Genomic DNA, 22984 nt, shown 5'->3' with positions numbered 1-22984 from the left:
TCGGCACGAGGGCTCGCCTGCTCAACGAAAATCGAGCAGCGAGCCCTTGTCGATCTTGAACAGATTGGCGTCCGGCGCGCTGCTGCGGTCGATATTGAACAGCGACACCAAGGTCTCATAGCCCTGCGGGTCGGAGACCTGCCACTGCTTCAAGTCGAAGGTCTTGGAATCGAAGATCAGCTTGATTTTCGACGTGCCGCCGAAGGTCGCCTTGTCCTCGATGGAGATGGAGGCGCCCGCGTCGTCGATCACGACATCGACGAGCTTCACGTCCTTTTGCAGATCGACTTTTTCGTTGAGCAGGAATTTGAGCGGCGTCTGATTGATGAAATAGAGATCCTGCGTGTTGAGCTTGCGATCGCGCACGGCGACCTGCACGCCGTCGGAGACGACCTCCATCGTGGCCGGCTGCGCATATTCGAAGCGCATGCGCCCGACCTTATGCACATAGAGCTTGCCCTCGGCCCTGCGGCCGTCGCCGCCGATCTGCACGAAATCGGCGATCATGACGGGAGAGGAATTGAGCGAAGCCTCGGCGCGCTTGATCGCCTCGTCACGGGTGAGCGGGACCGGCGGCTGGGTCGCGACCGCGACGGCCGCCGCCGCTCCGCCCACGGCGGCCGCTCCCACAGCCGCTTTGGCGGGGTCCGGAACCGCAGGCGCGGGGGCTGGCGGCTTGGCCGCGGGGGGAGCGGCTTTGGGGTCGGCCGGCTTGGCCTGCGCAGTTTTGGGGTCGGCGGGCTTCGGCTTCGCTTTGGCGTCGGCGGCGGCCGGCTTGCCCTTGGCCGCCGGCTTTCCCGCCTGAGCCTTGGCGGCCGGCGCCGGATGCGGCTTTTTCTTCGGCTCCACGGCCTGAGCGCCGGAAGCGGCGAGAAGGGCGAGAACCAGCGCGGCGGCGAGAGGCGATTTCACAGGAATTGGTGCTCCGGACGATTCGGCGCGGCCGAACGGGGCCGTCCACCGTCCTCACTAGGACGGCGATATGGCTAATGTTGGATCATATTCGACGAGAACGATTGCCTCGCCCTGACGTCTGGCGACATCCCGGCCGAGGGCGGTTCATGACCGAATTAGACGGTCAGTCGGCGAGATCGGAAGGAAGGATGGTTCTCTCGTCGACGATCGCCCGAGCGATCTGCGCCTTGGTGAGATTGCGTGCGCCCGTGAGATCCGCTCCCTTCAGAACGGTTCCGTCCAAAATCGCGTCCTTCATATTCGCGCCACGGAAAATTGCATTGGCGCAATCGGCCCGGCTCAGATCGGCGCCCTCCAAATTGGCGTTGCTGAGGTCCGTTCGGCGAATGAACGCGCCGGCGAGGTCGATTTTAAATTGGCCCTTTCCGTATCTGGCCGCCTGCGTCATGTCTCGCGTCCTCCCCGATCCCGCACCAGTCGGATGATCTCGCGGACATCCGCCGGGGGCTCGGCGTCTCCATAATCTACCCGGTTCTCCTTCAAATATATAGTCAGCAACTGAAGGACGGGGCCGGAGAGGTCGATGAAATCCCGGCAAATCTGCTCGAGAGTGAAAATCGCGCCGAGCCGAACCTCGAGCTTCTCGTCCTGCAATTGACCCACGGCTCTGTTGAAGAGTTCAGCGACATGATCGCGGCGCGTCAACTCGGTCTGACGCATTTGAGCTTCGGCCTGCCGGTTAGCGACCGTCACTCGGTTCCAGCCCAGATAGACGCCAATGGCTCCCCCGACGAGCAACCCCAGATTGCGGATGATCTCGGATAACGTCAGCCACCACTGCATCGAGATCTCCAGCCGGGGACGGCCGCTCACGCCGCGTCTATATCGAACGCCCCGCGGTCTATCCCGCCGCCCACCAGAATCTCGCGCTTGCCGGCGTGATTGGCCTGGCCCACCACGCCTTCGCGCTCCATCTGCTCCACCAGCGACGCGGCCTTATTGTAGCCGATCGACAGGCGACGCTGAATGTAGCTCGTCGAGCATTTGCGGTCGCGCAGCACGATCGCCACGGCGCGGTCGTAGAGATCGGCGCCCTCCTCCGCATCCATGGAGCCCGGCGCGGCGCTCTCCGCCGCCTCCTCAGAAGGCTCGTCCTCCGTGGTGATGGCGTCGAGATATTGCGGCTGGCCTTGCGTCTTCAGATGCGCGACGATCTTCTCGACCTCATTGTCCGAGACGAAAGGCCCGTGCACGCGCGAGATGCGGCCGCCGCCGGCCATATAGAGCATGTCGCCTTGTCCTAAGAGCTGCTCGGCCCCCTGCTCGCCCAAAATGGTGCGGCTGTCGATCTTCGACGTCACCTGGAAGGAGATGCGCGTCGGGAAATTGGCCTTGATCGTGCCGGTGATGACATCGACCGAAGGACGCTGCGTCGCCATGATGAGATGAATGCCGGCCGCGCGCGCCATTTGCGCGAGGCGTTGAATCGCGCCTTCGATATCCTTGCCGGCGACCAGCATCAGATCCGCCATCTCGTCGACGATGACGACGATGAAGGGCAGAGGATGCAGCTCCATCTCCTCGCGCTCGAAAATCGCTTCGCCGGTCTCGCGATCGAAGCCGGTCTGCACGGTGCGGGTGATGATCTCGCCCTTGGCCTGGGCCTCGACGACGCGCTGATTGAAGCCTTCGATATTGCGCACGCCGAGCTTGGACATTTTCTTGTAGCGGTCCTCCATCTCGCGCACCGCCCATTTCAGCGCCACCACCGCCTTTTTGGGGTCGGTGACGACGGGCGTCAGCAGATGGGGGATGTTGTCATAGACCGAAAGCTCGAGCATTTTCGGATCGACCATGATGAGGCGGCACTCTTCCGGCTTCATCCGGTAGAGCAGCGACAAAATCATGGTGTTGATGGCGACCGATTTGCCGGAGCCGGTGGTGCCGGCGACGAGCAGATGCGGCATTCGCGCGAGATCGACGATGACCGGCTCGCCGCCGATCGTCTTGCCGAGCGCTATGGCCAAGCGATGCTTGGTCTTCTCGAAATCCTCGCAGGCGAGCAGCTCGCGCAGGAAAACCGTCTCGCGGCGATGGTTGGGCAGCTCTATGCCGATGGCGTTGCGGCCGGAAACCACGGCGACGCGCGCCGAGACCGCCGACATGGAGCGCGCGATATCGTCGGCGAGGCCGATCACGCGAGACGATTTGATGCCGGGCGCCGGCTCCAGCTCATAGAGCGTGACCACCGGGCCGGGGCGCACATTGATGATCTCGCCCTTGACGCCGAAATCCTCGAGCACGCCCTCCAGCAAGCGCGCGTTCTGCTCCAGCGCGTCCTGCGAGATTTTGGCGGCCGCGGCCTGCTTCTTCGGCTCGCTCAGCAGCAGCAGCGGCGGCAGCTCGTAGCGCAGAGATTCGTTGCGGCTCTCGAAGAGAGAGGGTTGGCGCTCGCGCATCACGCGCTTGCCCTGCTTCAGCGGGCCGGCGGGCTCCATCACGCGGGCGGAGGCCGGCGGCGGCTCGTCATGGTCTTCTTCGCGCGGCGCGGCGGCCGGAGCGGCGGCGCGCGCGGGCGCCGGCGGCGGGACGAAAGAGAAAGCGTCGAAAACCGGCTCGCGCCGCGCCGAGAGCAGCGGCGGACCGGAATGCTCCTCGACCTCGGCCGGCTTGTTGCGGCGCGCGAGCAGAGCGGCGAAGCGAAGCGCGACCGCCGTCTTGATCGTCAGCCCCGCATGGATGAGCGCGCCGAGCGAGACGATGGCGACGCCGGGCTCGTCATCCTCTTCGTCATGGCCGCGGCGCTCGATGGGATCGTCATCCGAATGCGCGCCGGCGGACGCCTCGAAGCCGAAGCCGGCGGCGCCGGTGAGGGCGAGAATGGCGGTTCCGGCGCCGATGAGCGCGACCAGCGCCATGGCCGCCGCCGAATCGCCGAAAAAGCGGCGCGGCAGCGCCAGCACAGCGTCGCCGAGCACGCCGCCGAGCCCGGTGGGCAACGGCCAGCGGTCGGTGACGGGTAGAAGCGAGACGACGGCGGCGGCCGCGAGCGCGCCGATGATCCACAAGCCGAAGCGCAGCAGCGGCCGATGCAGCGCGCGCTGGGTGACGAGCCGCAGGCCCTGCGCGGCGATCGGCAATATCGCCGCGATCGCCGCGAGGCCGAGCAGCTGCATCAATATATCTGCGGCGACAGCGCCGCCGGGGCCGAGCAGATTGCGCACCCGCCCGGTGGTCGCATGATTGAAGGAGGGATCGCGCGCCGACCAGGAGACGAGCGCCAGAGCCGCCGCGAAAGACGCCGCTATCAGCGCCGCGCCGGCGAGCTCCGCCGCTCGCCGCGCCGTGAACTCGCGCACCGGCTCGGAGACGTGGCGGAATGCGTTGCTGCGCATCATGACGAATGAGCCCACTCGCGACGATCGAAAAAACAGCGAAGCGCCCTCAGGGGCTCATCGGCTGACATGACGGCCGAGGGTAGGCAGGCGGGGTTAAGGGGCGATTAACCCTGACGCCTCCCGCGCTGCGGCGCGCCATTCGCGCGACAGGCTCGCACAAGGCGCGAGGCTAGACTGCGTGAGTGGCGCGCCCCGATTCGCCGAGGAGCGCCCTCGCATTCTCGAGGAGACCGCGCGTGAAGGCCGTAATATTCGCAGGCGGTCTCGGCACGCGCCTCAGCGAGGAGACCGACAATCGCCCCAAGCCCATGATCGAGATCGGCGGCAAGCCGATCCTGTGGCACATAATGAAGATCTACTCGCAGCATGGGGTCAACGAGTTCATCGTCTGCCTCGGCTATAGAGGCTATTTCATCAAGGACTATTTTACGAACTACTTCCTGCATATGAGCGACGTCACCTTCGACCTCGCCGAGAACAAGACCATCGTCCACAATAAGATGGCCGAGCCCTGGCGGATCACGCTGGTTGACACCGGCATAGAGACGATGACTGGCGGGCGCCTGAAGCGCATCGCCGATTATCTGCCGGACAACGAGCCCTTCTGCCTCACCTATGGCGATGGCGTCGCCGATATCGATATAGCGGGCGAGATCGACTATCACCTCGCCCATGGCCGGCTCGCGACCATGACGGTGGTGCGTCCGCCCGGCCGCTTCGGCGCCGTCACAATGGATGGCGACGACATTCGCTCTTTCGATGAAAAGCCGCGCGGCGACGGCGGCTGGATCAACGGCGGCTTCTTCGTGATGTGGAAGAAGGCGCTCGATTATATCGACGGCGATTCGACCGCGCTCGAGCAGCAGCCGTTGACCCGCATCGCCGCCGACGGGCAGCTGCGCGCCTATCGCCACGACGGCTTCTGGCAATGCATGGACACGCTGCGCGACAAGCGTTTCCTCGAGCAATTGTGGAGCGGCGGCGAGGCGCCCTGGAAGGTCTGGGCGTGAACGCGTCCTTCTGGGCCGGCAAGCGCGTCCTCGTCACCGGACACACCGGCTTCAAGGGCGGCTGGCTCTCCTTATGGCTCACGCGCCTCGGCGCGAATGTGGCGGGCTATGCGCTGGCGCCGCCGACCGAGCCCAGCCTTTTCGCGCTCACGCGCCTCGACCAGAAGATGGAAAGCGTCATCGGCGATATTCGCGACGCCGAACGGCTGACGCGCGCAGTGCGAGAATTCGAGCCGCAGATCGTCTTCCATCTCGCTGCGCAGCCGCTCGTGCGCTACTCCTACGCCGATCCGATCGAGACCTTCGAGGTCAACGCGCTCGGCACGGCGCATCTGCTCGAGGCGCTGCGCTGGGCGCCCTCGGCGCGCGCCATCGTCATCGTCACCAGCGACAAATGCTATGAGAATCGCGAATGGACCTGGGCCTATCGCGAGAATGAGGCGATGGGCGGCTTCGACCCCTATAGCGCCAGCAAAGGCTGCGCGGAGCTCGTCGCCGCCTCCTTCCGCAATTCCTATTTCGCAACGGCCGATCACCCCACACGCGGCGCCGCATTGGCCACGGCCCGCGCCGGAAATGTCATCGGCGGCGGCGATTGGGCCGCGGATCGGCTCGTGCCCGATATTTTGCGCGCGTTGGAGCGCGGCGAGACGGCGCAAATACGTTTTCCGCGCGCAGTGCGTCCCTGGCAGCATGTGCTGGAGCCGCTCGCCGGCTATCTGACGCTGGCCGAGCGTCTGTGGAGCGATGGCGCGCCCTTCGCGGAAGCCTGGAATTTCGGCCCTGATCCCTCCGGCGAGCGCACGGTGGCGGAGATCGCCGACACGCTCTGCCGCGCCTATGGCGAGGGCGCCGGCTGGATGAAGAGCGGCGGCGACGAGCCGCATGAGGCGCATTTGCTGAAGCTCGATTCCGCCAAGGCGCGCAGCCGGCTCGGCTGGCGCCCGCAATGGTCGATCTTCGAGGCGCTGGAGGCGATCGTCGATTGGGAATCGCGCCGCCGCCGCGGCGAGGATGTGGCGACCACATCGCTCGCCCAGATCGACGCCTATGAGAGACGCATGGACGCCGCCGAGCGCGGCGCGAGCACGCCCGGAGCAACGCCATGACCCTGCCCGCAGCCGCCGCCTCGCACGCCGCCGCCGACATAGCGGATGAGAAAGAAGCGCTGCGCGAGCAGATTTTGGCGCTCGTCGGCCGCTATGCCGAGATCGCCCATGCGACGCCGGAGTTTCGTCCCGGCGCCTCCGCCGTTCCCGTCTCCGGCAAGGTCTATGGCGCAAGCGAGATGCAGACGCTCGTCGATTCGGCGCTGGATTTCTGGCTCACCACCGGGCGCTTCAATGCGGCTTTCGAGAAGGCGCTGGAAGAGTTCATCGGCGTCCGCCATGCGCTGAGCGTCAATTCCGGCTCCTCGGCCAATCTTCTGGCGCTCACCGCGCTGACCTCGCCGCTGCTCAAAGAGCGCGCGCTTCAGCCCGGCGACGAGGTCATCACCGTCGCCGCCGGCTTTCCGACGACGCTCAATCCCATTTTGCAGAATGGGATGACACCGGTCTTCGTCGATGTCGACATACCGACCTACAATATCCGCGCCGATCTCATAGAGGCGGCGATCTCGCCGCGCACGCGCGCCATAATGATCGCCCATACGCTCGGCAATCCGTTCGATCTCGCCGAGGTGACGCGCATCGCCGAAAAATATGGCCTGTGGCTGGTCGAGGATTGCTGCGACGCGCTCGGCTCGCTCTATGACGGGCGCCAGGTCGGCACATTCGGCGACATAGGCACGCTCAGCTTCTATCCCGCGCATCACATAACGATGGGCGAAGGCGGCGCGGTGTTCACCTCGCGCTCCGTGCTGCGACGCAGCGTCGAATCCTTTCGCGACTGGGGCCGCGACTGCTGGTGCGCACCGGGCAAGGACGACACTTGCAAGAAGCGCTACGAATGGCAATCGGGCGATCTGCCCTTCGGCTATGATCACAAATATGTCTATCAGCATCTCGGCTATAATCTGAAGATCACCGATATGCAGGCCGCCGTGGCGCTGGCGCAGATGGAGCGCCTGCCGGGCTTCATCGAAGCGCGCAAGCGCAATTTCGCGCTGCTGAAGGAAGCGCTTCGCCCCTATGAGGATGTTTTCCTGCTGCCCGAGGCGACGCCGCGCAGCGATCCCTCCTGGTTCGGCTTCGCGCTGACCTTGCGCGAGGATGCGCCTTTTGGGCGCGAGTCGCTGCTGCGTCATCTCGCCGAGCGCCGCATCGGATCGCGGCTGCTGTTCGGCGGCAATCTCTTGCGCCAGCCTTATATGAAGGACCGCCCGCATCGCGTCGCCGGCGCGCTTTCCGCCACCGATGTCATCATGCGCCGCACTTTCTGGGTCGGCGTCTATCCGGGCCTCAGCGAGGCGCATATCGCCTATATCGCCGAGTCGATCGACGAATTCGTCGCCGATTCCGGACGCTGGCGCGCCGCCTGACGCACGTCGCGTTGCGCATTTTCATCGAGCCGGCGCCAGCTTCGGCGGAATTGTCGCAGCGGCGACGCAATTCGATTGTAGTTTATAAATATCATAACACGCGTATTGATTGCGTACGGGTGGCGCCGATGTTATATCCTCGTTTCATGCAGTGGATGTTCGGCCGATCATTCGTGACTCGCCGCATTTCGGGAAGCCTCGCGCTCCTGCTCTGCGTCATCATCCTTCAATCCCTGCCCTATCTCGGCGCTTCGGCCTTCGCCGAACCCACTCTCTCCGTCGCTTCGCTCTGCCAATCGAGCGAGACGGGCGGCGGCTCGCCTCACGATCGACATTGCCGAACACTCCAATGTTGCGCGCTCGGCTGCTCGGCTCATAGCTCCGCATATCTCGAGGCAGCCTCCTCACACATCCTTTCCTACCCGCATTCGAGGCGCTCCTCCTCGCGCCGGCCCGGCGAAACGAGGATACGCCCGCGCGTAACGGGCCTCGGCTTTGTCGCGCGCGGTCCGCCGGCCGCGCTCTGATCTTCCCGCAAGACATTCTCGTCTCCCCTCGCGAGCCGCAGCCTGCCGAGACGTGACGCCGTCCGCGTCGCGTCCAGCGGACGCCGACGCGCGTTCCGAGATTTTTTCGCGCGCGAGATCTTTCGCGCGCAGCGCCGAACTTCGCCTTTTTTCAAGAAACGACGGGAGCTCCGAGGAGCTCGAAAAAGGGGTTGCAAATGCCGAAACCGGAGCCTCGCGCGGGCGTCGCCGCCCTGCTTTCTCGCATCGAGACGAAGGAGGGCGCAAAATGACCTCCTCGACGAAAGAGCTGGACGCGCTCTATCAGGATTACGCCCCCGCTCTGCGCCGCTTCGCGCGCCGGCGCGTCGGCGCGCAAGAGTCGGAAGACATTGTGCAGGACATTTATCTCCACGCGCTGGAGCGCGTCGATATCGCCAATCTCGAAAGTCCGCGCGCCTATCTCTTCCGCATCGCCGCCAATCTCTCGGTCGACGCCATACGCCGGGACCGCATTCGTTCGCGCTTTGTGGAAGAGACCGCGCACGCCGCGCCTCCTCCCGAGCAATCCCCATCCAGCGACGCCATCGCCACGCTGATGGAACATCAGAAGCTGCGCGCCGCGCTCGCGCGCCTGCAGCCGCTGCATCGAGAGATTTTTCTGCTGAAGCGCCTCGAGCATTTGACCAGCGCCGAGATTTCGGCGCGCGTCGGCGTATCGGTGCGAACGGTGGAGCGTCATCTCGCAAGGGCGATCGACGAGATGAGGCGCGATTTCGATCTTTGAACGAAAAAGCCGCCGCCGATCGTGATCCGATCAGCGGCGGCGAATTGTCATGATCGATCAGACGGCCACCATGCCGCCATCGACATAGAGATCGACGCCGGCGACATAGCTGCTCGCGCTGGAGGCCAGGAATAGAACGACCTCGGCCACCTCCTCCGATTTGCCGAAGCGGCCGAGCGGAACGCTGGTCTCCAATTGCCCTGCCAATTCATCGTGCTGCTGCTCGGAGAGGCCCATCGTGTCGAAGATCGGCGTCTCGATCGGGCCGGGGCTCACGACATTGACGCGAATCTTGCGGTCTTTCAGCTCGGCCGTCCAAGTGCGGGCGAAGGAGCGCACGGCCGCCTTCGTCGCCGAATAGACGCCGAAGCCGGGCGTGCCCACCGTATTGGCGATCGACGAGTTGAGCACGATCGTACCGCCCTCAGAAAACAACGGCAGCGCCTTCTGCACGGTGAACAGCAGGCCTTTGACGTTGATGTCGAACATGTGGTCGAAGAAGGCCTCGTTCACCGCTTCGATCGGCGCGAGACGGATGACTCCGGCATTGGCGAAGAGAATGTCGATGCGGCCGAAGCGCTCCTTCACCTCGGCGTAGAGCCGATCGAGATCTTCGAGCGACGAAACATCCCCCGGCACGCCGACGGCGCTCGCGCCGATGCGAGCGACCGCCGCATCGAGTTCCGCCTTCCGCCGGCCGGTGACGACCACCTGCGCGCCCTCCTTTGCGAAAAGCTCCGCCGTGGCGAAGCCTATGCCGCTATTGCCGCCGGTGACGACCGCGATTTTTCCTGAAAGACGACCCATGACTGCGCTCCTTTCGCGCTAAATTCATTAGTTCTGAAATACGGAACTACTGAATGAATGTCAATCGTGCTAGCGTGGCGCATGAGGAAGCTCCACCATCCGCGGCTGGACGAGATCACTGTCGAAGGGATTCTCTACGCCCTGGCCGACCCTGTGCGCGTGCAGATATTCACCCGGCTGGCAGCGTCGGAATGCGCGCAAAACTGCTCGCAATTCCTGAATGTTCTCGACCAGGCGCCGCTGGCCAAATCGACGCTCTCGCAGCATTTCCGCATATTGCGGGAGGCCGGGCTCATCCGCAGCGAGCGCCGCGGCGTGGAGCTGATCAATTCGACTCGCTGCGCAGAGCTGGCCGAGCGCTTCGGCCCCATGGTGCAGTCGATCATCTCCGCCTATGAGCGGCAGAAGATCGAGGCCGCGGCCGAATCGGCGCCCCGAACGGCGATTGACAAAGACGCCGCGCCCGTCTAGGGCTTTCCCGCTTCGTCGCGGCGGTTTCGCCGCGATTTTCTTTTTGCGTCGATGCTTCGGCGCGAAGAGCGGAGCAAAAACCGGTCAACTGCCAAAAAGCCGGCCGGCGCATCGTCGCCAGAGCCGGGACGAACACAGGAAAAAGAGATGTTCGCAGTCATCAAGACCGGCGGGAAGCAATATAGCGTCACCGCCGGAGACACGATAACCGTCATGGCCCTCGAGGGCGCGGCGGGCGACAAGATCACCTTCGACGAAGTTCTGTTCGTCGGCGCCGAGGGCTCCGCCAAGATCGGCGCGCCGCTGGTCGCGGGCGCGAGCGTCACCGGCGAGATCGCCGAGCAGGCCCGCAGCCCCAAGACGCTGGCCTTCAAGAAGCGCCGCCGCCAGAACTCCAAGCGCAAGCGCGGCCATCGCCAGGATCTGACGATCGTGCGCATCACCGGCATCGAGGCCGGCGCCTGAGAGTTTGGCGTAAGCCGCCCGGCGGCGTATAGAAGAACCCATGCGCGCCGCGCGTTCGGCGCGCGCACCAATTCAGCGGCCGCCCGGCGCGGCCCCCCGAGCGGCGGGCGCCGGCTCGGCGTGAAAATCGAGGAGCGAGAACAATGGCTCACAAGAAAGCGGGCGGCTCGTCGCGCAACGGTCGCGACTCCGACGGTCGCCGTCTCGGCGTGAAGAAGTTCGGCGGCGAGGCCGTGATCAGCGGCAACATCATCGTGCGCCAACGCGGCACCAAATGGCACCCCGGCCGCAATGTCGGCATGGGCAAGGATCACACGCTGTTCGCGCTCGTCGACGGCGTGGTCCTGTTCAAATCCAGCGGCGGCCGCGCTTCGGTAGCGGTCGTCGAGCCGGCGGCTGCGGCCGCCGAATAGGCGGAGGCTCTACGAGGACCTTCCGCCGGCGTTTCGATCCCCGGCGGATTTGGTCCTCGAGCTTTCGCGATTTAAAGGCGAAGCTCCAGGCGCAAAGTCCGGAAAAAGGCCTCAAAGGGTCGATAGGGGAAGCGGAACGCCGCTTCCCCTTCGTCATTTTTCGGCCTCTTTTCGCACTCGGCCGCCATGGAGCCTCGGATGTTTCCGGAAATTGCCCGCGACGATATTTTCAGATTGGAGACCCCGAGACTGTGGCTGCGCTGGCCGCGCGCCGCCGATCAGGGCTCGATCTGCCGTCTGGCCGGCGATCCCGAGGTCGCCTTGAAGACGGCGCGCATTCCGCACCCATATGAGTCCTATCACGCGGAAAGCTTCATTCTCTCTGCGCGCGCGGAGAACGCCAGCGGCGCCGGCCTCACCCTCGCCTTGACGCAGAAGCGCCAGGCGGACGAGGCGATCGGCGTGATCGGCGTGCATGGGGCGAATGGGCGCGGGACGGGCATGATCGGCTTCTGGCTGGGACGGCCCTATTGGGGACGAGGATTGATGAGCGAAGCGGCGGGCGCCTTCATCGATATGGTGTTCGGCATGACCGGGCTGGAGCGAATCGTCTCCAGCGCGCTGCCGAGCAACGCCGCCTCGCTGCGGGTGCATGAGAAGCTGGGCTTCACCCGCGCGGGACAGGGCAAATTCCCGGCGCCGGCGCGCGGCGGCGAGGTCGATGTGGAGCTATTCGACCTGCGGCGCGGCGCCGTTCCGACGAGCTTCGGCGCGCGGCGCCCGAAGCTGCAAGCGACATGAGTTCGAAACAGCCATGAAATTCCTGGATCAGGCGAAAATCTATGTGCGCTCGGGCGATGGCGGAGCCGGCTGCGTCTCCTTCCGTCGCGAGAAATTCATCGAGTTCGGCGGGCCGGACGGCGGCGACGGCGGCCGCGGCGGCGATGTGGTGGCGATCTGCGTCGATGGGCTCAACACGCTCATCGACTATCGCTATCAGCAGCATTTCAAGGCCAAGACCGGCGTCCACGGCATGGGCAAGAACCGCCATGGCGCCAAGGGCGCCGACGCCGTGCTGAAAGTGCCCGCCGGCACACAGATTCTCGAGGAGGACGGCGAGACGCTGATCGCCGATCTGACCGAAGTCGGACAGACCGCCATCATCGCGCGCGGCGGCAATGGCGGCTTCGGCAATCTGCATTTCACCACCTCGACGAACAGAGCCCCGCGCCGCGCCAATCCCGGCCTGGAGGGGATAGAGCGCACGCTCATCCTGCGGCTGAAGCTGATCGCCGACGCTGGGCTGATCGGCCTGCCCAATGCCGGCAAATCGACCTTTCTGGCCACGGTCAGCGCCGCCAAGCCCAAGATCGCCGATTATCCTTTCACCACTCTGCATCCGGGCCTCGGCGTGGTGCGGGTGGACGATCGCGAATTCGTGCTCGCCGACATTCCCGGACTCATCGAGGGCGCGCATGACGGCCATGGGCTCGGCGATCGTTTCCTCGGCCATGTGGAGCGCTGCCGCGCGCTGCTGCATCTCGTCGACGCAACCGGCGAGCACGCTGGCAAGGATTACAAGATCGTCCGCCGCGAGCTCGCCGCCTATGGCGCGGAGCTCGACGAGAAGCGCGAGATCGTCGCGCTGTCGAAGATCGACGCCGCCGAGCCCGAACATTTGAAGAAGCAGAAAGAGCGCCTCAAACGCGCAATGGCCTCCGCCGGCCCTGCGGGGGCCACAGAACGCCCTACCCTGCTGCTGCTGTCCTCCGCCACCAGCGAAGGCGTGACGGCGGCCCTGCGCGCACTGGCGGCCGCCAAGGAGACAGCCGCGCATGAGGAAGCGACGGCGGCCGAGCCCGCGCCGGAATGGCGGCCGTGAGGCGAAGAGAGATCGAAACAGAAATGTGACGATTTTTTCTTTTCAGCGCTGGACATGAGCGACGTCATTGGGTATTTGCCACCTCGTTCCGCTCATTCGGCGCCAGCCGAAGCGACGGACGGGCGCATAGCTCAGTTGGTAGAGCAGCTGACTCTTAATCAGCGGGTCCAAGGTTCGAGCCCTTGTGCGCCCACCAATAAATCAAAGCCGATATCGGCCTGGCGAAAGACTCGTAAGAGCGAGATCTTCGCATTATCAGCGCACAGCCGCCTCGGCCGCGCTTCACCCTGTCGACCAAGCCAGAACTCGCGCGCGCGACAATCTCAGGATTGCCGCGCTCTTGTCATTGTCTGGTCATGGCGCGGCGCTAGCTATGTCGAAGAGCAAACGATGGCTACATGCCGTCGCGGGCTCTAACGCCGGGCCGGAGGTACGTCCGGCGTTTTTCTTTTCTGGGACCCGTTACGGCTTGACCGCGGTCAGCAGCGTGTCCACGCCTTCGCGATATTCGACACGAACATCGACGAAGCCTGCCGCCGTCATGCGCTCCAGCGCCGGCGCCAGATACATCACATGCTCGGGCGATTCGTCGCTGAAGAGATGCGCGATCCAATCCTCGAGCAGATCATAGCGGCCGAGCGTCCCGAGCTTTTGGAACCAGCTGCGCACCTCCGCTTGAGTCGCGGAGAGATGCGCGGCGCGGTCGTCCATCGCATAGCGGTCGCCATTGACGAAAATGCCGCCCGGCTTCAGCACGCGGAAAATCTCGGCGAGAAATTCCCGACGATAATCGTCGAGGAAATTATGCACCGCGTAATTCGAGGAGACGACGTCGACGCTCGCCTCGGGCAGGCCGCGGAGAAAGCCGAGCGCGTCGGCTTCCACGAATTGCAGGCGGCCGGCGGCGACGAAATCGGCGAGATGAGAGCGCGCCTGGTCCAGCATTTTGGCGGCGCTGTCGATCGCGGTGACATGGAGATCGTCGCGTCCCGCGAGCAAGGGAAGCGTGCTCACGCCCGTGCCGCAGCCGATCTCCAATACCTCGAGCGCGATGCCCTCGCGCCAATGCGCGACGCGCTCCGCCACGCGGCGGGCGAGCAGCGCGGCATTAGGGCAGATGAGCTCGAGCATTCGATATTCGGCGCCGATCGATCCGGTGAAGAGATTTTCATCGATGCGCTGAGACATGGCGATTACCCGAAATTCGCGAGACCCGGAAAGGTCTGCAGCAGCCAGAAGGAGAAGCTCTGCATCCCGCCGGTGAGGAAGGCGAGGCCCGTCAGCACCAGCAGCGCGCCGACGACCTTCTCCACCTTGCCGAAATGCTTCTTGAACTTTTGCATGAAGCCCATGAACGGCCCCATCGCCGCCGCGGCGCCGAGGAAAGGAAGGCCGAGCCCGGCGGAATAGACGCCGAGCAGAGCGGCGCCTTTGCCGACCGTCTCCTGCGAGCCGGCGACGGCGAGAATGGCGGCGAGAATCGGACCGATGCAGGGCGTCCAGCCGAAGGCGAAGGCGAGGCCCATGACATAGGCGCCGAGACGCCCGACCGGACGGCCGACCTCGAGGCGCTTCTCGCGATAGAGCAGGCCGATCTTGAACACGCCGAGGAAGTGCAGGCCCATGAGTATGATGGCGACGCCGGCGGCGATCGACAAAATTTCCAGATTGGCGCGCAGCACCTTGCCGAAGACGCTCGCCGTCGCGCCCAGCGCGACGAAGACCGTCGAGAAGCCGGCGACGAACAAAAGCGAGGCGATGAGCACGTCGCGCCGGGCGCGCGATTTGCCGGCGTGTGTCAGCTCCTCGAGGCTCGCACCCGCGATGAAGGTGAGATAGGGCGGCACCAATGGCAGCACGCAAGGGCTGAGGAAAGAGAGCACGCCCGCCGCAGCAGCGGCTGGATAAGTGACGTCGGCCGCCATGAGGTCTCCTCTTGTCGCACCGACGCTTTTGCCACAGCCGGCGAGGTTACGCAAAGCGGCGTCCTCGCCGCGCCCTATCTTCGCACGATGAAGGAGGCGGAAACATGCGCACCATCATCGAGCCGTTCCGCATCAAAATGACCGAAGCGCTGCCGATCACTACGCGGGAAAACCGCGAGGAGCGATTGAAGGCCGCGCATTACAATGTTTTTCTGCTCGATGCGGAAGACATAACCATCGATCTTCTGACCGACAGCGGCACAGGCGCCATGTCGGATCGGCAATGGGCCGCGCTGATGATGGGCGACGAGAGCTATGCCGGAAGTAGGTCTTGGCGGCGTTTCGAGAAGACCATTCGCGGCATCACCAATTTCAAGCATATTTTTCCCACGCATCAGGGCCGCGCGGCGGAGCGCATTCTCGCCGCGACGCGGCTGAAGGCGGGCGATATCGTCCCCAACAACAGCCATTTCGACACGACGCGCGCCAATATCGAATATGTCGGCGCGACGGCGCTCGATCTGCCGAGCCCGAAAGCCGGCGATATTCATGCGGAGACGCGTTTCAAAGGCGACATAGACCTCGCGGCGCTGGAGCGCGTCATCGCGCGCGAGAGGAAGGCAATTCCCTTCTGCATGATCACCGCGACCAACAACACCGGCGGCGGACAGCCCGTCTCGCTCGGCAATATTCGAGCCGCAAAGGCCCTGCTCGCAAAGCGAGGAATACCGCTCGTGCTCGACGCCTGCCGCTTCGCCGAGAACGCCTATTTCATCAAGCTATGGGAAGAAGGTTACGCCGATCATTCGCTCATCGACATAGCGCGCGAAATGTTCTCGCTCTGCGACGGCGCGACGATGAGCGCCAAGAAGGACGGGCTCGCCAATATCGGCGGATTCTTCGCCTGCAATGACGATCGCTGGGCGGAGGATTTTCGTAATCTGCTGATATTGACGGAAGGATTTCCTACTTACGGCGGACTCGCGGGCCGCGATCTCGAGGCGATCGCCGTCGGGCTCGAGGAGGCGCTGGAGGAGGAATACCAGCGCTATCGCCATGCGACGGTGGACTATCTCGCCTCCCGCCTCATCGCGCGCGGCGTTCCGATCGTGCGGCCGGCCGGCGGACATGCGGTGTTCATCGACGCCGCGGGCTTTTGCCCGCATCTTTCGGCGAAGGATTTTCCGGGCGTCGGCCTCACCGCCGCGCTCTATCTCGAGGGCGGCGTGCGCGGCGTCGAATTGGGCAGCGTGATGTTCGGCCGCCGAGCCGCAGATGGAACGGAAACGCCCGCGCCGCGCGAATTGGTGCGCCTCGCCTTTCCGCGCCGCGTCTACACGCAGAGCCATTTCGATTATGTGATCGAGGCGATCGAGAACGTATTCCGCGAGCGCGCCGCGATCCCGCCCTTCCGAATCGTGCGGCAGGCGCCCTTCCTGCGCCATTTCACCGCGCATTTCGCGCCGGGGTGAGCGGCTTTGCGGGCGGCCGGCGCGCGCCTATCTATTTCGAGAACCCGGCTTTCGCTGAAGGAGGGCCGCATGGAGAAGGGCAAGAACCGCTACACCGACGCGCCCCGCCGCGACGATTGGACGATCGAGCAGAATTGGCCCTCCTATAGCGCGGCCGAGCATGATCGCTGGAGCCGGCTCTACGCCCGTCAGGCCGCGCTTCTGCCCGGCCGCGCCTGCGACGAATATCTCGCCGCCATGGACGCGCTCGCGCTCGCGCCCGCCGGCGTTCCCGATTTCGACGTGCTGAGCGCGCGCCTTTCCGCGCTGACCGGCTGGCGCGTCGTTCCCGTCGCCGGCCTCGTTCCCGACGACGTCTTTTTCGAGCATCTCGCCAATCGGCGCTTTCCAGCCGGCGCCTTCATTCGCCCGGAGGAGGAGCTCGATTATCTCGAAGAGCCGGACGTCTTTCACGACATCTTCGGCCATGTGCCGCTGCTGGCGAATCCCGTCTATGCGCGCTTTCTGCAGGCCTATGGCGAAGGCGGACGGCGGGCGCTGGCGCGCGGCCAGCTCGCCAATCTGGCGCGGCTCTATTGGTATACGGTGGAGTTCGGGCTGCTGGCGACGCCTGCGGGGCTGCGCGTCTTCGGCGCCGGCATTCTCTCCTCGCCGGCGGAGACGGTTTTCTCGCTCGAGGATTCCTTGCCCAATCGCATCGGCTTCGATCTCGAGCGGGTGATGCGTACCAATTACATCATCGACGATTTCCAGCAGTGCTATTTCGTCGTCGATGGATTCGAGCGCTTGCTCGAGGCCTGCTATCGCGATTTTGGCCCCATCTACGACCGGCTGCGGTCGGAGGCCGATCTCGCGCCGCATGAGATCGCGCCCGGCGATGCGCTGATCACGCGCGGCGATTTCCATTATTTCGGCGGCGAGGCGCACGCCGCCTGACGGTCAGGCGCCCCTCGCCTCCTGCAGCGCGGCGATGCGGATCGGCGCCGGCGGATGCGAGTAATAGAATAGCGCATAGAGCCGATCCGGCGTCAGCGTCGCGAGATTGTCGCGCGAGAGCTTGGTGAGCGCGCTCACCATCGGCTCCTTGCCATAAATGGATTTGGCGAAGCCGTCGGCCTCGAACTCCGCCCGGCGCGACAGGAAATTGGTGAGCGGCGACAGAAGATGCAGAATGGGCGCGGCCGCCGTCAGCGCGATGACGAGAATGATCCCCGGATCATTCGGCAGGCCGAAGGCGCCGCCGAGCCCGCGCTCGAAGGCGAGATGCAGCGCCGCGAAGCCGATGAAGAGAAAGCCCGCCGCTTGGAAAATCCGCTGCCGCACATGGCCGAATTTATAATGGCCGAGCTCATGGGCGAGAATGGCGAGTATCTCGTCCGCGCTGTGCTTGCGCAGCAGAGTGTCGAAAAAGACGATGCGCTTGGCCTTGCCGAAGCCGGAGAAATAGGCGTTGCCATGGGTGGAGCGCGTCGAGGCGTCCATCACAAAGAGCCCGCCCGATTGAAATCCGCAGCGCGCCAGCAGCTCCTCCATGCGCGCTTTCAGCGCCGCATCCTCGAGCGGCGTGAACTGGTTGAACATCGGCGCAATGACGGAAGGATAGATCACCGTCATGGCGAGCAGCAGCGCCACCGCTGCGACGAAGCCGGCCGGCCACCAATAATCGGGCGAGAAGCGCGCCGCGAAGAACAGCCCATAGAGCAAGGGAATGAAGAACAGCAGCCACAGCGCCGCCCCCTTCGCCTCGTCGAGCAGGAACATGGAAGGCGTCGTGCGATTGAAGCCGAAGCGCGCCTCGAGGCCGAAAGTCTCGACCAGCGACAGCGGCAGGCGCAGCAGATGATCGACGATCGCCACCGCGACGACGACGGCGACGCTGAGCGTCAGCCCCGGCGCGATGAATTGCGCGAGCAGCGCATAGAGCGGGCCGAGCAGAAGGGCGAGCCAGGCGACCGAGATCGCCGCGTCGATCAAAGTCTCGCCGACGGAGAGCCGCATCCGCGCGACCGTGTAATCGGCGGCGCGGCGATGCTCCTCCATGGTGACGGCGGCGGCGAATTCAGCGGGTGGCGTCTCGCGATCGGCGCTGGCGGCGCGGCTCTGGCGCGCTTTCAGATAGACGCCGAGACCCGCCGAAGCGAGAAGGGCGAAATAGACGACCGCAGCGACGAAGCTCATGCACATCTCCCGACGCGCCGGCCGAGAGGTCCGCGCGCGCCGTCAATATAAGCGCCCGCGCGGCGGATTGCGACGTCGAACCGCCATCTCGATTCAGACGGAAGCGGGATCGGCCACGGCGGCGCTCACGGCGCTGCGCGCCACGAAAAGGCTCGCCGCGAGCAGCAGCGCCGCGACGAAATAGCCCGCCCCCGGAAAGCCGCCGGCGCCGATCGAGAGGGAGAGAATCTGCGTGAAGAACAACGGCCCGACCATGCCGGAGACGCCGCGCAGGCTCGACAGCGCGCCTTGCAGCCGCCCTTGCTCCGAAGCCGAGGCGAAGCGCGTGGCGAGGCCCTGAAAGGCCGGATTGGCCATGGCCCAGAGGGCGATGAGCGGCGGCGCCGCCATGAAGATCCCGCCCGTGGGCGCGAAGGCGTAGGCCGCGAAGCCGAGCGCGCCCGCCGCCAGAGCGACGACCAGCGTCGCGCGCTCGCCGAAGCGCTTGACCGCCGGCCGCACCAGCCCGCCGGACACCACCGTCTGCGACACGCCGACGATGGCCAGCGCCCAGCCGGTCGTCTCGGCGTCCCAATGGTAGCGATATTCGGTGTAGAGCACGAAGAGGCTCGGCAGCGATTCATGCGCGAGATAGGAGAGGAAAATCGCGACGGCGAGCAGCGCCAGCGAGCGGTCGCGACGCAGAAAATCGAGCGAGCCCAGCACATTGGCGCTGCGCCAGAGGACGGCGCCGGCGCGCTTCTCCGGCGCGAGCGATTCCGGCAGGATGAAATAGCCATAGGCCGCATTGAGCAGGCTCAGCGCCGCCGCCGCCCAGAACGGATAGCGCAAATCATGATTGCCGAGCACGCCGCCGAGCGCCGGGCCGAGGATGAAGCCGACGCCGAAAGCCGCGCCGATCATGCCGAATCGGCCGGCGCGCTTCTCCGGCTCGGTGATGTCCGCGATATAGGCCGTCGCCGTCGAGACGCTCGCCGCCGTCACGCCCGATATCAGCCGGCCGACGAAGAGGAAGGACAAGGATGGCGCCAGCGCCATGAACACGTAATCGAGTCCCATGCCGAGGTTGGACAAGAGCACCACCGGCCGACGGCCGAAACGATCGGACAGCGCGCCGAGCACGGGCTGAAACAGGAATTGCATCAAGGCCCAGGCGAAACCGAACACCCCCGTCGCCACGGCGGCGCTTTTGAGATCGCCGCCCTCGAACTCCACGATGAGCTTGGGAAGCACCGGAATCATCACGCCGAGCGCCAGCATGTCGAGCGCGACGGTGACGAGAATGAAGGCGAAGGCCGCCTTGCCGGGACGCTGAAACATCGATTACTCTTCTGCACGGCCGACGATCCGTCGCGGCCCGATTAATCGCGGGATAGCGCGAAACCGCCGTCCGGCGCAAGGAGTCTGGAACAACTCCAAACTCGACGGCCACAACCACCGGGCGTCCGGGAAAGGGCGCCGTCCGAACGAGAAAAGCCGCATAAAAGACATAATTCGCCGACTCTTCCCGGAACGCCGCGACGAGCCGGAGTTGACAGCGGCGTCGCGATCTTTCAATAGGCGCGGATTGAAAAGAAAGAACCTTGCAGGGTCGACGGCCGGGCGACGGATCCTCGAGACCAGGAACAGAGTGCTTGTTGCAAATGCCTCTTCCCTCTCGCTTTCTCCCTCCCTCTCGCTTTCTCTCCCTGGCGACGAACGCCGCCGACCATGAACGGATCGGGCGATAGGATGCGCATCCTCGTCACCGGCGGCGCCGGCTTCATCGGCTCTGCGCTCTCGCGCCGCATCATCGAGACGACGCCGCATGAGCTGCTCGTCTTCGACAAGCTCACTTACGCCGGCAATCTCGATTCGCTCGCGCCGATCGCCGGCGATCCGCGCTATTCCTTCCGTCGCGCCGATATATGCGACCGCGCCGCCGTCGCCGCCGCCTTCGACGCCTTCCAGCCCGACGCAGTGATGCATCTGGCCGCCGAGAGCCATGTCGATCGCTCCATCGACGGGCCGGCCGCCTTCATCGAGACCAATGTCGTCGGCACTTTCACCCTGCTTTCCGCCGCGCTCGACTATTGGCGCCGCCTCGATGCGGCGAAGGCCGCGAATTTTCGCTTCCTGCATGTCTCGACCGATGAAGTGTTCGGCGCGCTCGGGGCCGAAGGACTGTTTCGCGAGGACACGCCTTATTCGCCCAACTCGCCCTATTCGGCCTCCAAGGCGGGCTCCGACCATCTCGCCCGCGCCTGGCGCGAGACCTATGGCCTGCCGACCATAATCACCAATTGCTCTAATAATTACGGCCCCTATCATTTCCCGGAGAAGCTCATTCCGCTCGTCATTCTCAATGCGCTGGAGGAGAAGCCCCTGCCCGTCTATGGGCGCGGCGAGAATGTGCGCGACTGGCTCTATGTCGAGGATCACGCCGAGGCGCTGCTCACCGTCATGCGCGCCGGCGCCGTCGGCCAGACCTATAATGTCGGCGGCCGCTCCGAGATGCGCAATATAGAAGTGGTGCAGGCGATCTGCGATAGTCTCGATGAGCTCAGGCCCCGCGTGCGCTCCCATCGCGAGCTGATCGCCTTTGTGCAGGATCGTCCGGGCCATGATCTGCGCTATGCGATCGATTGCTCGAAAATCGAGCGCGAGCTCGGCTGGCGCGCCAAGGAGAGCTTCGCCAGCGGGCTGCGCAAAACCGTGCGCTGGTATCTCGACAATGAGGAGTGGTGGTCGGCGATCCGCTCCGGCAAATATCGCGGCGAGCGTCTCGGCTCCGCCCTGTGACGCCCAGCGCCGCCCCTAAGAGGATAGTATGAAGGTCGAAGACACGGCGCTCGAAGGCGTCAAGATCGTCACGCCGGATCGGTTCGGCGACGCCCGCGGCTTTTTCTCCGAGACCTATAATCAAAGGCGATGGGAGGAGCACGGACTGCCGTCCTTCTGCTTCGTCCAGGACAATCATTCGTTCTCACGCGACATCGGCGTCATTCGCGGGCTGCATTTCCAGACCGAGCCTTTCGCGCAGGACAAGCTGGTGCGAGTGGCGCGCGGCCGAATTCTGGATGTGGCGGTCGATATTCGCCGCTCGTCGCCGAGCTACGGACGCCATGTCGCCGTCACGCTTTCCGCCGAAAACGGGCGCCAGCTCATCGTGCCGAAGGGCTTTGCGCATGGCTTCTGCACGCTCGAACCCGATACGGAGGTCCTCTACAAGGTGACGAATTTCCATTCGGCGCCGCATGATCGCGGACTCGCCTTCGACGATCCCGATCTCGACATCGCCTGGCCGATCGCTCCCGAGCGCGCCATTCTTTCGGAGAAGGATCGCCGCTGGCCGCGCCTGCGCGATCTCGTCGAAACATTCGCGTGAGCGCGCCGATGCGCATCATCGTCACCGGAACGCAGGGCCAGCTCGTCACCGCTCTGCGTGAGCGCGCGACGGATGCGGCGGAAATTGTCGCGCTCGGCCGGCCGCGTCTCGATCTATTGAACCGCGACGGCCTGCGCGCGGCGTTGTTCGACGCGCGCGGCGATGTGATCGTCAACGCCGCCGCCTATACCGCCGTCGACAAGGCCGAGCAGGAGGAAGAGCTCGCGTTTCGCGTCAATGGCGAGGGCGCCGGCCATGTCGCCGAGGCGGCGGCCGAGCTCGGCGTTCCGCTCATCCATTTTTCCACCGATTATGTGTTCGACGGCTCCGCGCCGCGTCCCTATCGCGAGGACGACGCAACCGCGCCGCTCGGCGCCTATGGCCGCTCCAAGCTCGAAGGCGAAAGGCGCGTCGCCGCGCTCTGTCCGAACTCGGTCATTCTCCGTACGGCCTGGGTCTACAGCCCCTTCGGCGTGAATTTCGTGCGCACTATGTTGCGCCTCGGCGAGACGCGCGAGGAGGTCGGCGTCGTCGCCGATCAGCTCGGCAATCCGACGAGCGCGCTCGACCTCGCCGACGCCGCGCTCGCCGTCGCGGCCCGCCTGCGGCAGGACGGCGCGCCGCAGCTGCGCGGCGTGTTTCACATGACCGGCGCCGGCGAAGCCTGCTGGGCCGATGTCGCAGAGGCGATCTTCGCGCGCGCGACAGAACATGGCCGTCGAGCCGTGCGCGTGCGTCGCATCGCGACCGCCGATTTTCCGACGCCGGCGCGGCGCCCGGCCAATTCGCGCCTCGACAACGCCGAGCTTTCACATGTCTATTGCGTCGCTCTGCCAGACTGGCGCCGATCGCTCGCAGCCTGCGTCGACAGGCTGCTCGCCGGCCCCACAGACCGAGGAGCCTGAA

23 protein-coding genes and 1 tRNA gene are annotated in these 22984 nt (G+C 65.0%); 15 read left to right on the top strand and 9 right to left on the bottom strand.

Annotated elements, in window-relative coordinates; translation table 11 throughout:
* Positions 1-21: 21 nt before the first annotated feature.
* The 4 genes from KP010_RS16335 to KP010_RS16320 form a co-directional block, all read right to left on the bottom strand.
* Complete coding sequence (locus KP010_RS16335) at positions 22-912, bottom strand: outer-membrane lipoprotein carrier protein LolA (RefSeq protein WP_216281207.1); 891 nt, start codon at positions 910-912, stop codon at positions 22-24.
* Between the two features lie 166 nt (positions 913-1078).
* Positions 1079-1363 (bottom strand): pentapeptide repeat-containing protein, encoded by a 285-nt coding sequence (locus KP010_RS16330; protein ID WP_142861736.1) that lies wholly within the window; start codon positions 1361-1363, stop codon positions 1079-1081.
* Positions 1360-1788: a hypothetical protein gene (locus KP010_RS22830; RefSeq protein WP_253203654.1), complete on the bottom strand. Its 429-nt coding sequence runs from the start codon at positions 1786-1788 to the stop codon at positions 1360-1362. The genes KP010_RS16330 and KP010_RS22830 overlap by 4 nt, the downstream gene beginning before the upstream one ends.
* The gene (locus KP010_RS16320; protein WP_142861735.1) at positions 1785-4313 is read right to left on the bottom strand and encodes a DNA translocase FtsK 4TM domain-containing protein; all 2529 of its coding nucleotides are present in this window, start codon (positions 4311-4313) and stop codon (positions 1785-1787) included. The genes KP010_RS22830 and KP010_RS16320 overlap by 4 nt, the downstream gene beginning before the upstream one ends.
* Before the next feature lie 236 nt (positions 4314-4549).
* Between KP010_RS16320 and rfbF the strand changes: the two genes are divergently transcribed.
* The 4 genes from rfbF to KP010_RS16300 all read left to right on the top strand — a co-directional run bounded on the left by rfbF (position 4550) and on the right by KP010_RS16300 (position 9098).
* Positions 4550-5323: a glucose-1-phosphate cytidylyltransferase gene (rfbF, locus tag KP010_RS16315; RefSeq protein WP_108916644.1), complete on the top strand. Its 774-nt coding sequence runs from the start codon at positions 4550-4552 to the stop codon at positions 5321-5323.
* Positions 5320-6432 carry a CDP-glucose 4,6-dehydratase gene (rfbG, locus tag KP010_RS16310; protein ID WP_216281206.1) on the top strand — a complete coding sequence of 371 codons (1113 nt, stop codon included), beginning with the start codon at positions 5320-5322 and terminating at the stop codon, positions 6430-6432. Before rfbF ends, rfbG begins: the two co-directional genes overlap by 4 nt.
* Positions 6429-7805 (top strand): lipopolysaccharide biosynthesis protein RfbH, encoded by a 1377-nt coding sequence (rfbH, locus tag KP010_RS16305; RefSeq protein WP_142861733.1) that lies wholly within the window; start codon positions 6429-6431, stop codon positions 7803-7805. Before rfbG ends, rfbH begins: the two co-directional genes overlap by 4 nt.
* Before the next feature lie 795 nt (positions 7806-8600).
* Positions 8601-9098, top strand: coding sequence for an RNA polymerase sigma factor (locus tag KP010_RS16300; protein ID WP_142861732.1), 498 nt, complete (start codon positions 8601-8603; stop codon positions 9096-9098).
* 57 nt (positions 9099-9155) lie between these two features.
* On the opposite strand, the gene KP010_RS16295 is transcribed toward KP010_RS16300, so the two are convergent.
* Positions 9156-9905, bottom strand: coding sequence for a glucose 1-dehydrogenase (locus KP010_RS16295; RefSeq protein WP_142861731.1), 750 nt, complete (start codon positions 9903-9905; stop codon positions 9156-9158).
* 81 nt (positions 9906-9986) lie between these two features.
* Between KP010_RS16295 and KP010_RS16290 the strand changes: the two genes are divergently transcribed.
* From KP010_RS16290 to KP010_RS16265, 6 genes are all read left to right on the top strand, one after another.
* On the top strand, positions 9987-10376 hold the full coding sequence (locus KP010_RS16290) for a helix-turn-helix transcriptional regulator (RefSeq protein WP_142861756.1): 390 nt from the start codon (positions 9987-9989) through the stop codon (positions 10374-10376).
* Between the two features lie 147 nt (positions 10377-10523).
* Positions 10524-10841, top strand: coding sequence for a 50S ribosomal protein L21 (rplU, locus tag KP010_RS16285; protein ID WP_024878998.1), 318 nt, complete (start codon positions 10524-10526; stop codon positions 10839-10841).
* 143 nt (positions 10842-10984) lie between these two features.
* Positions 10985-11254, top strand: a complete 270-nt coding sequence (gene rpmA, locus KP010_RS16280) for a 50S ribosomal protein L27 (RefSeq protein WP_108916636.1) — start codon at positions 10985-10987, stop codon at positions 11252-11254.
* A 198-nt stretch (positions 11255-11452) separates the two neighbouring features.
* A complete protein-coding gene (locus KP010_RS16275; protein ID WP_142861730.1) occupies positions 11453-12055 on the top strand; it encodes a GNAT family N-acetyltransferase in 603 nt (200 codons plus the stop codon).
* A 13-nt stretch (positions 12056-12068) separates the two neighbouring features.
* Entirely contained in the window at positions 12069-13136 is a 1068-nt protein-coding gene (gene obgE / locus KP010_RS16270; RefSeq protein WP_142861729.1) for a GTPase ObgE, read from the top strand.
* A gap of 120 nt (positions 13137-13256) precedes the next feature.
* A tRNA-Lys gene (locus KP010_RS16265) sits at positions 13257-13332 on the top strand.
* A 266-nt stretch (positions 13333-13598) separates the two neighbouring features.
* On the opposite strand, the gene KP010_RS16260 is transcribed toward KP010_RS16265, so the two are convergent.
* Positions 13599-14324 (bottom strand): class I SAM-dependent methyltransferase, encoded by a 726-nt coding sequence (locus KP010_RS16260; RefSeq protein WP_142861728.1) that lies wholly within the window; start codon positions 14322-14324, stop codon positions 13599-13601.
* Positions 14325-14329: 5 nt separating this feature from the next.
* Positions 14330-15061: a cytochrome c biogenesis CcdA family protein gene (locus KP010_RS16255; RefSeq protein WP_142861727.1), complete on the bottom strand. Its 732-nt coding sequence runs from the start codon at positions 15059-15061 to the stop codon at positions 14330-14332.
* Positions 15062-15165: 104 nt separating this feature from the next.
* On the opposite strand from KP010_RS16255, the gene KP010_RS16250 reads away from it, so the two are divergent.
* Entirely contained in the window at positions 15166-16533 is a 1368-nt protein-coding gene (locus tag KP010_RS16250) for a tryptophanase (RefSeq protein WP_142861726.1), read from the top strand.
* 69 nt (positions 16534-16602) lie between these two features.
* A complete protein-coding gene (gene phhA, locus KP010_RS16245; protein WP_216281204.1) occupies positions 16603-17469 on the top strand; it encodes a phenylalanine 4-monooxygenase in 867 nt (288 codons plus the stop codon).
* 3 nt (positions 17470-17472) lie between these two features.
* Here the strand turns inward: phhA and KP010_RS16240 are convergent, their stop codons facing one another.
* Together KP010_RS16240 and KP010_RS16235 are read right to left on the bottom strand one after the other, a co-directional pair.
* The gene (locus tag KP010_RS16240; protein WP_142861724.1) at positions 17473-18711 is read right to left on the bottom strand and encodes a M48 family metallopeptidase; all 1239 of its coding nucleotides are present in this window, start codon (positions 18709-18711) and stop codon (positions 17473-17475) included.
* Between the two features lie 93 nt (positions 18712-18804).
* Positions 18805-20031 carry a TCR/Tet family MFS transporter gene (locus KP010_RS16235; RefSeq protein WP_108916629.1) on the bottom strand — a complete coding sequence of 409 codons (1227 nt, stop codon included), beginning with the start codon at positions 20029-20031 and terminating at the stop codon, positions 18805-18807.
* 411 nt (positions 20032-20442) lie between these two features.
* Between KP010_RS16235 and rfbB the strand changes: the two genes are divergently transcribed.
* Genes rfbB through rfbD form a run of 3 tightly spaced genes read left to right on the top strand, consistent with a single transcriptional unit; the run spans position 20443 to position 22983 of the window.
* The gene (rfbB, locus tag KP010_RS16230) at positions 20443-21492 is read left to right on the top strand and encodes a dTDP-glucose 4,6-dehydratase (protein WP_142861755.1); all 1050 of its coding nucleotides are present in this window, start codon (positions 20443-20445) and stop codon (positions 21490-21492) included.
* Between the two features lie 28 nt (positions 21493-21520).
* Positions 21521-22078, top strand: coding sequence for a dTDP-4-dehydrorhamnose 3,5-epimerase (rfbC, locus tag KP010_RS16225; protein WP_142861723.1), 558 nt, complete (start codon positions 21521-21523; stop codon positions 22076-22078).
* Positions 22079-22086: 8 nt separating this feature from the next.
* Positions 22087-22983 carry a dTDP-4-dehydrorhamnose reductase gene (rfbD, locus tag KP010_RS16220; RefSeq protein ID WP_142861754.1) on the top strand — a complete coding sequence of 299 codons (897 nt, stop codon included), beginning with the start codon at positions 22087-22089 and terminating at the stop codon, positions 22981-22983.
* Position 22984 lies beyond the last annotated feature (1 nt).

The sequence above is a fragment of the Methylosinus sp. KRF6 genome, from assembly GCF_018887255.1.
Taxonomy (GTDB): domain Bacteria; phylum Pseudomonadota; class Alphaproteobacteria; order Rhizobiales; family Beijerinckiaceae; genus Methylosinus; species Methylosinus sporium.
This window is presented reverse-complemented; position numbering and strand designations above follow the sequence as displayed.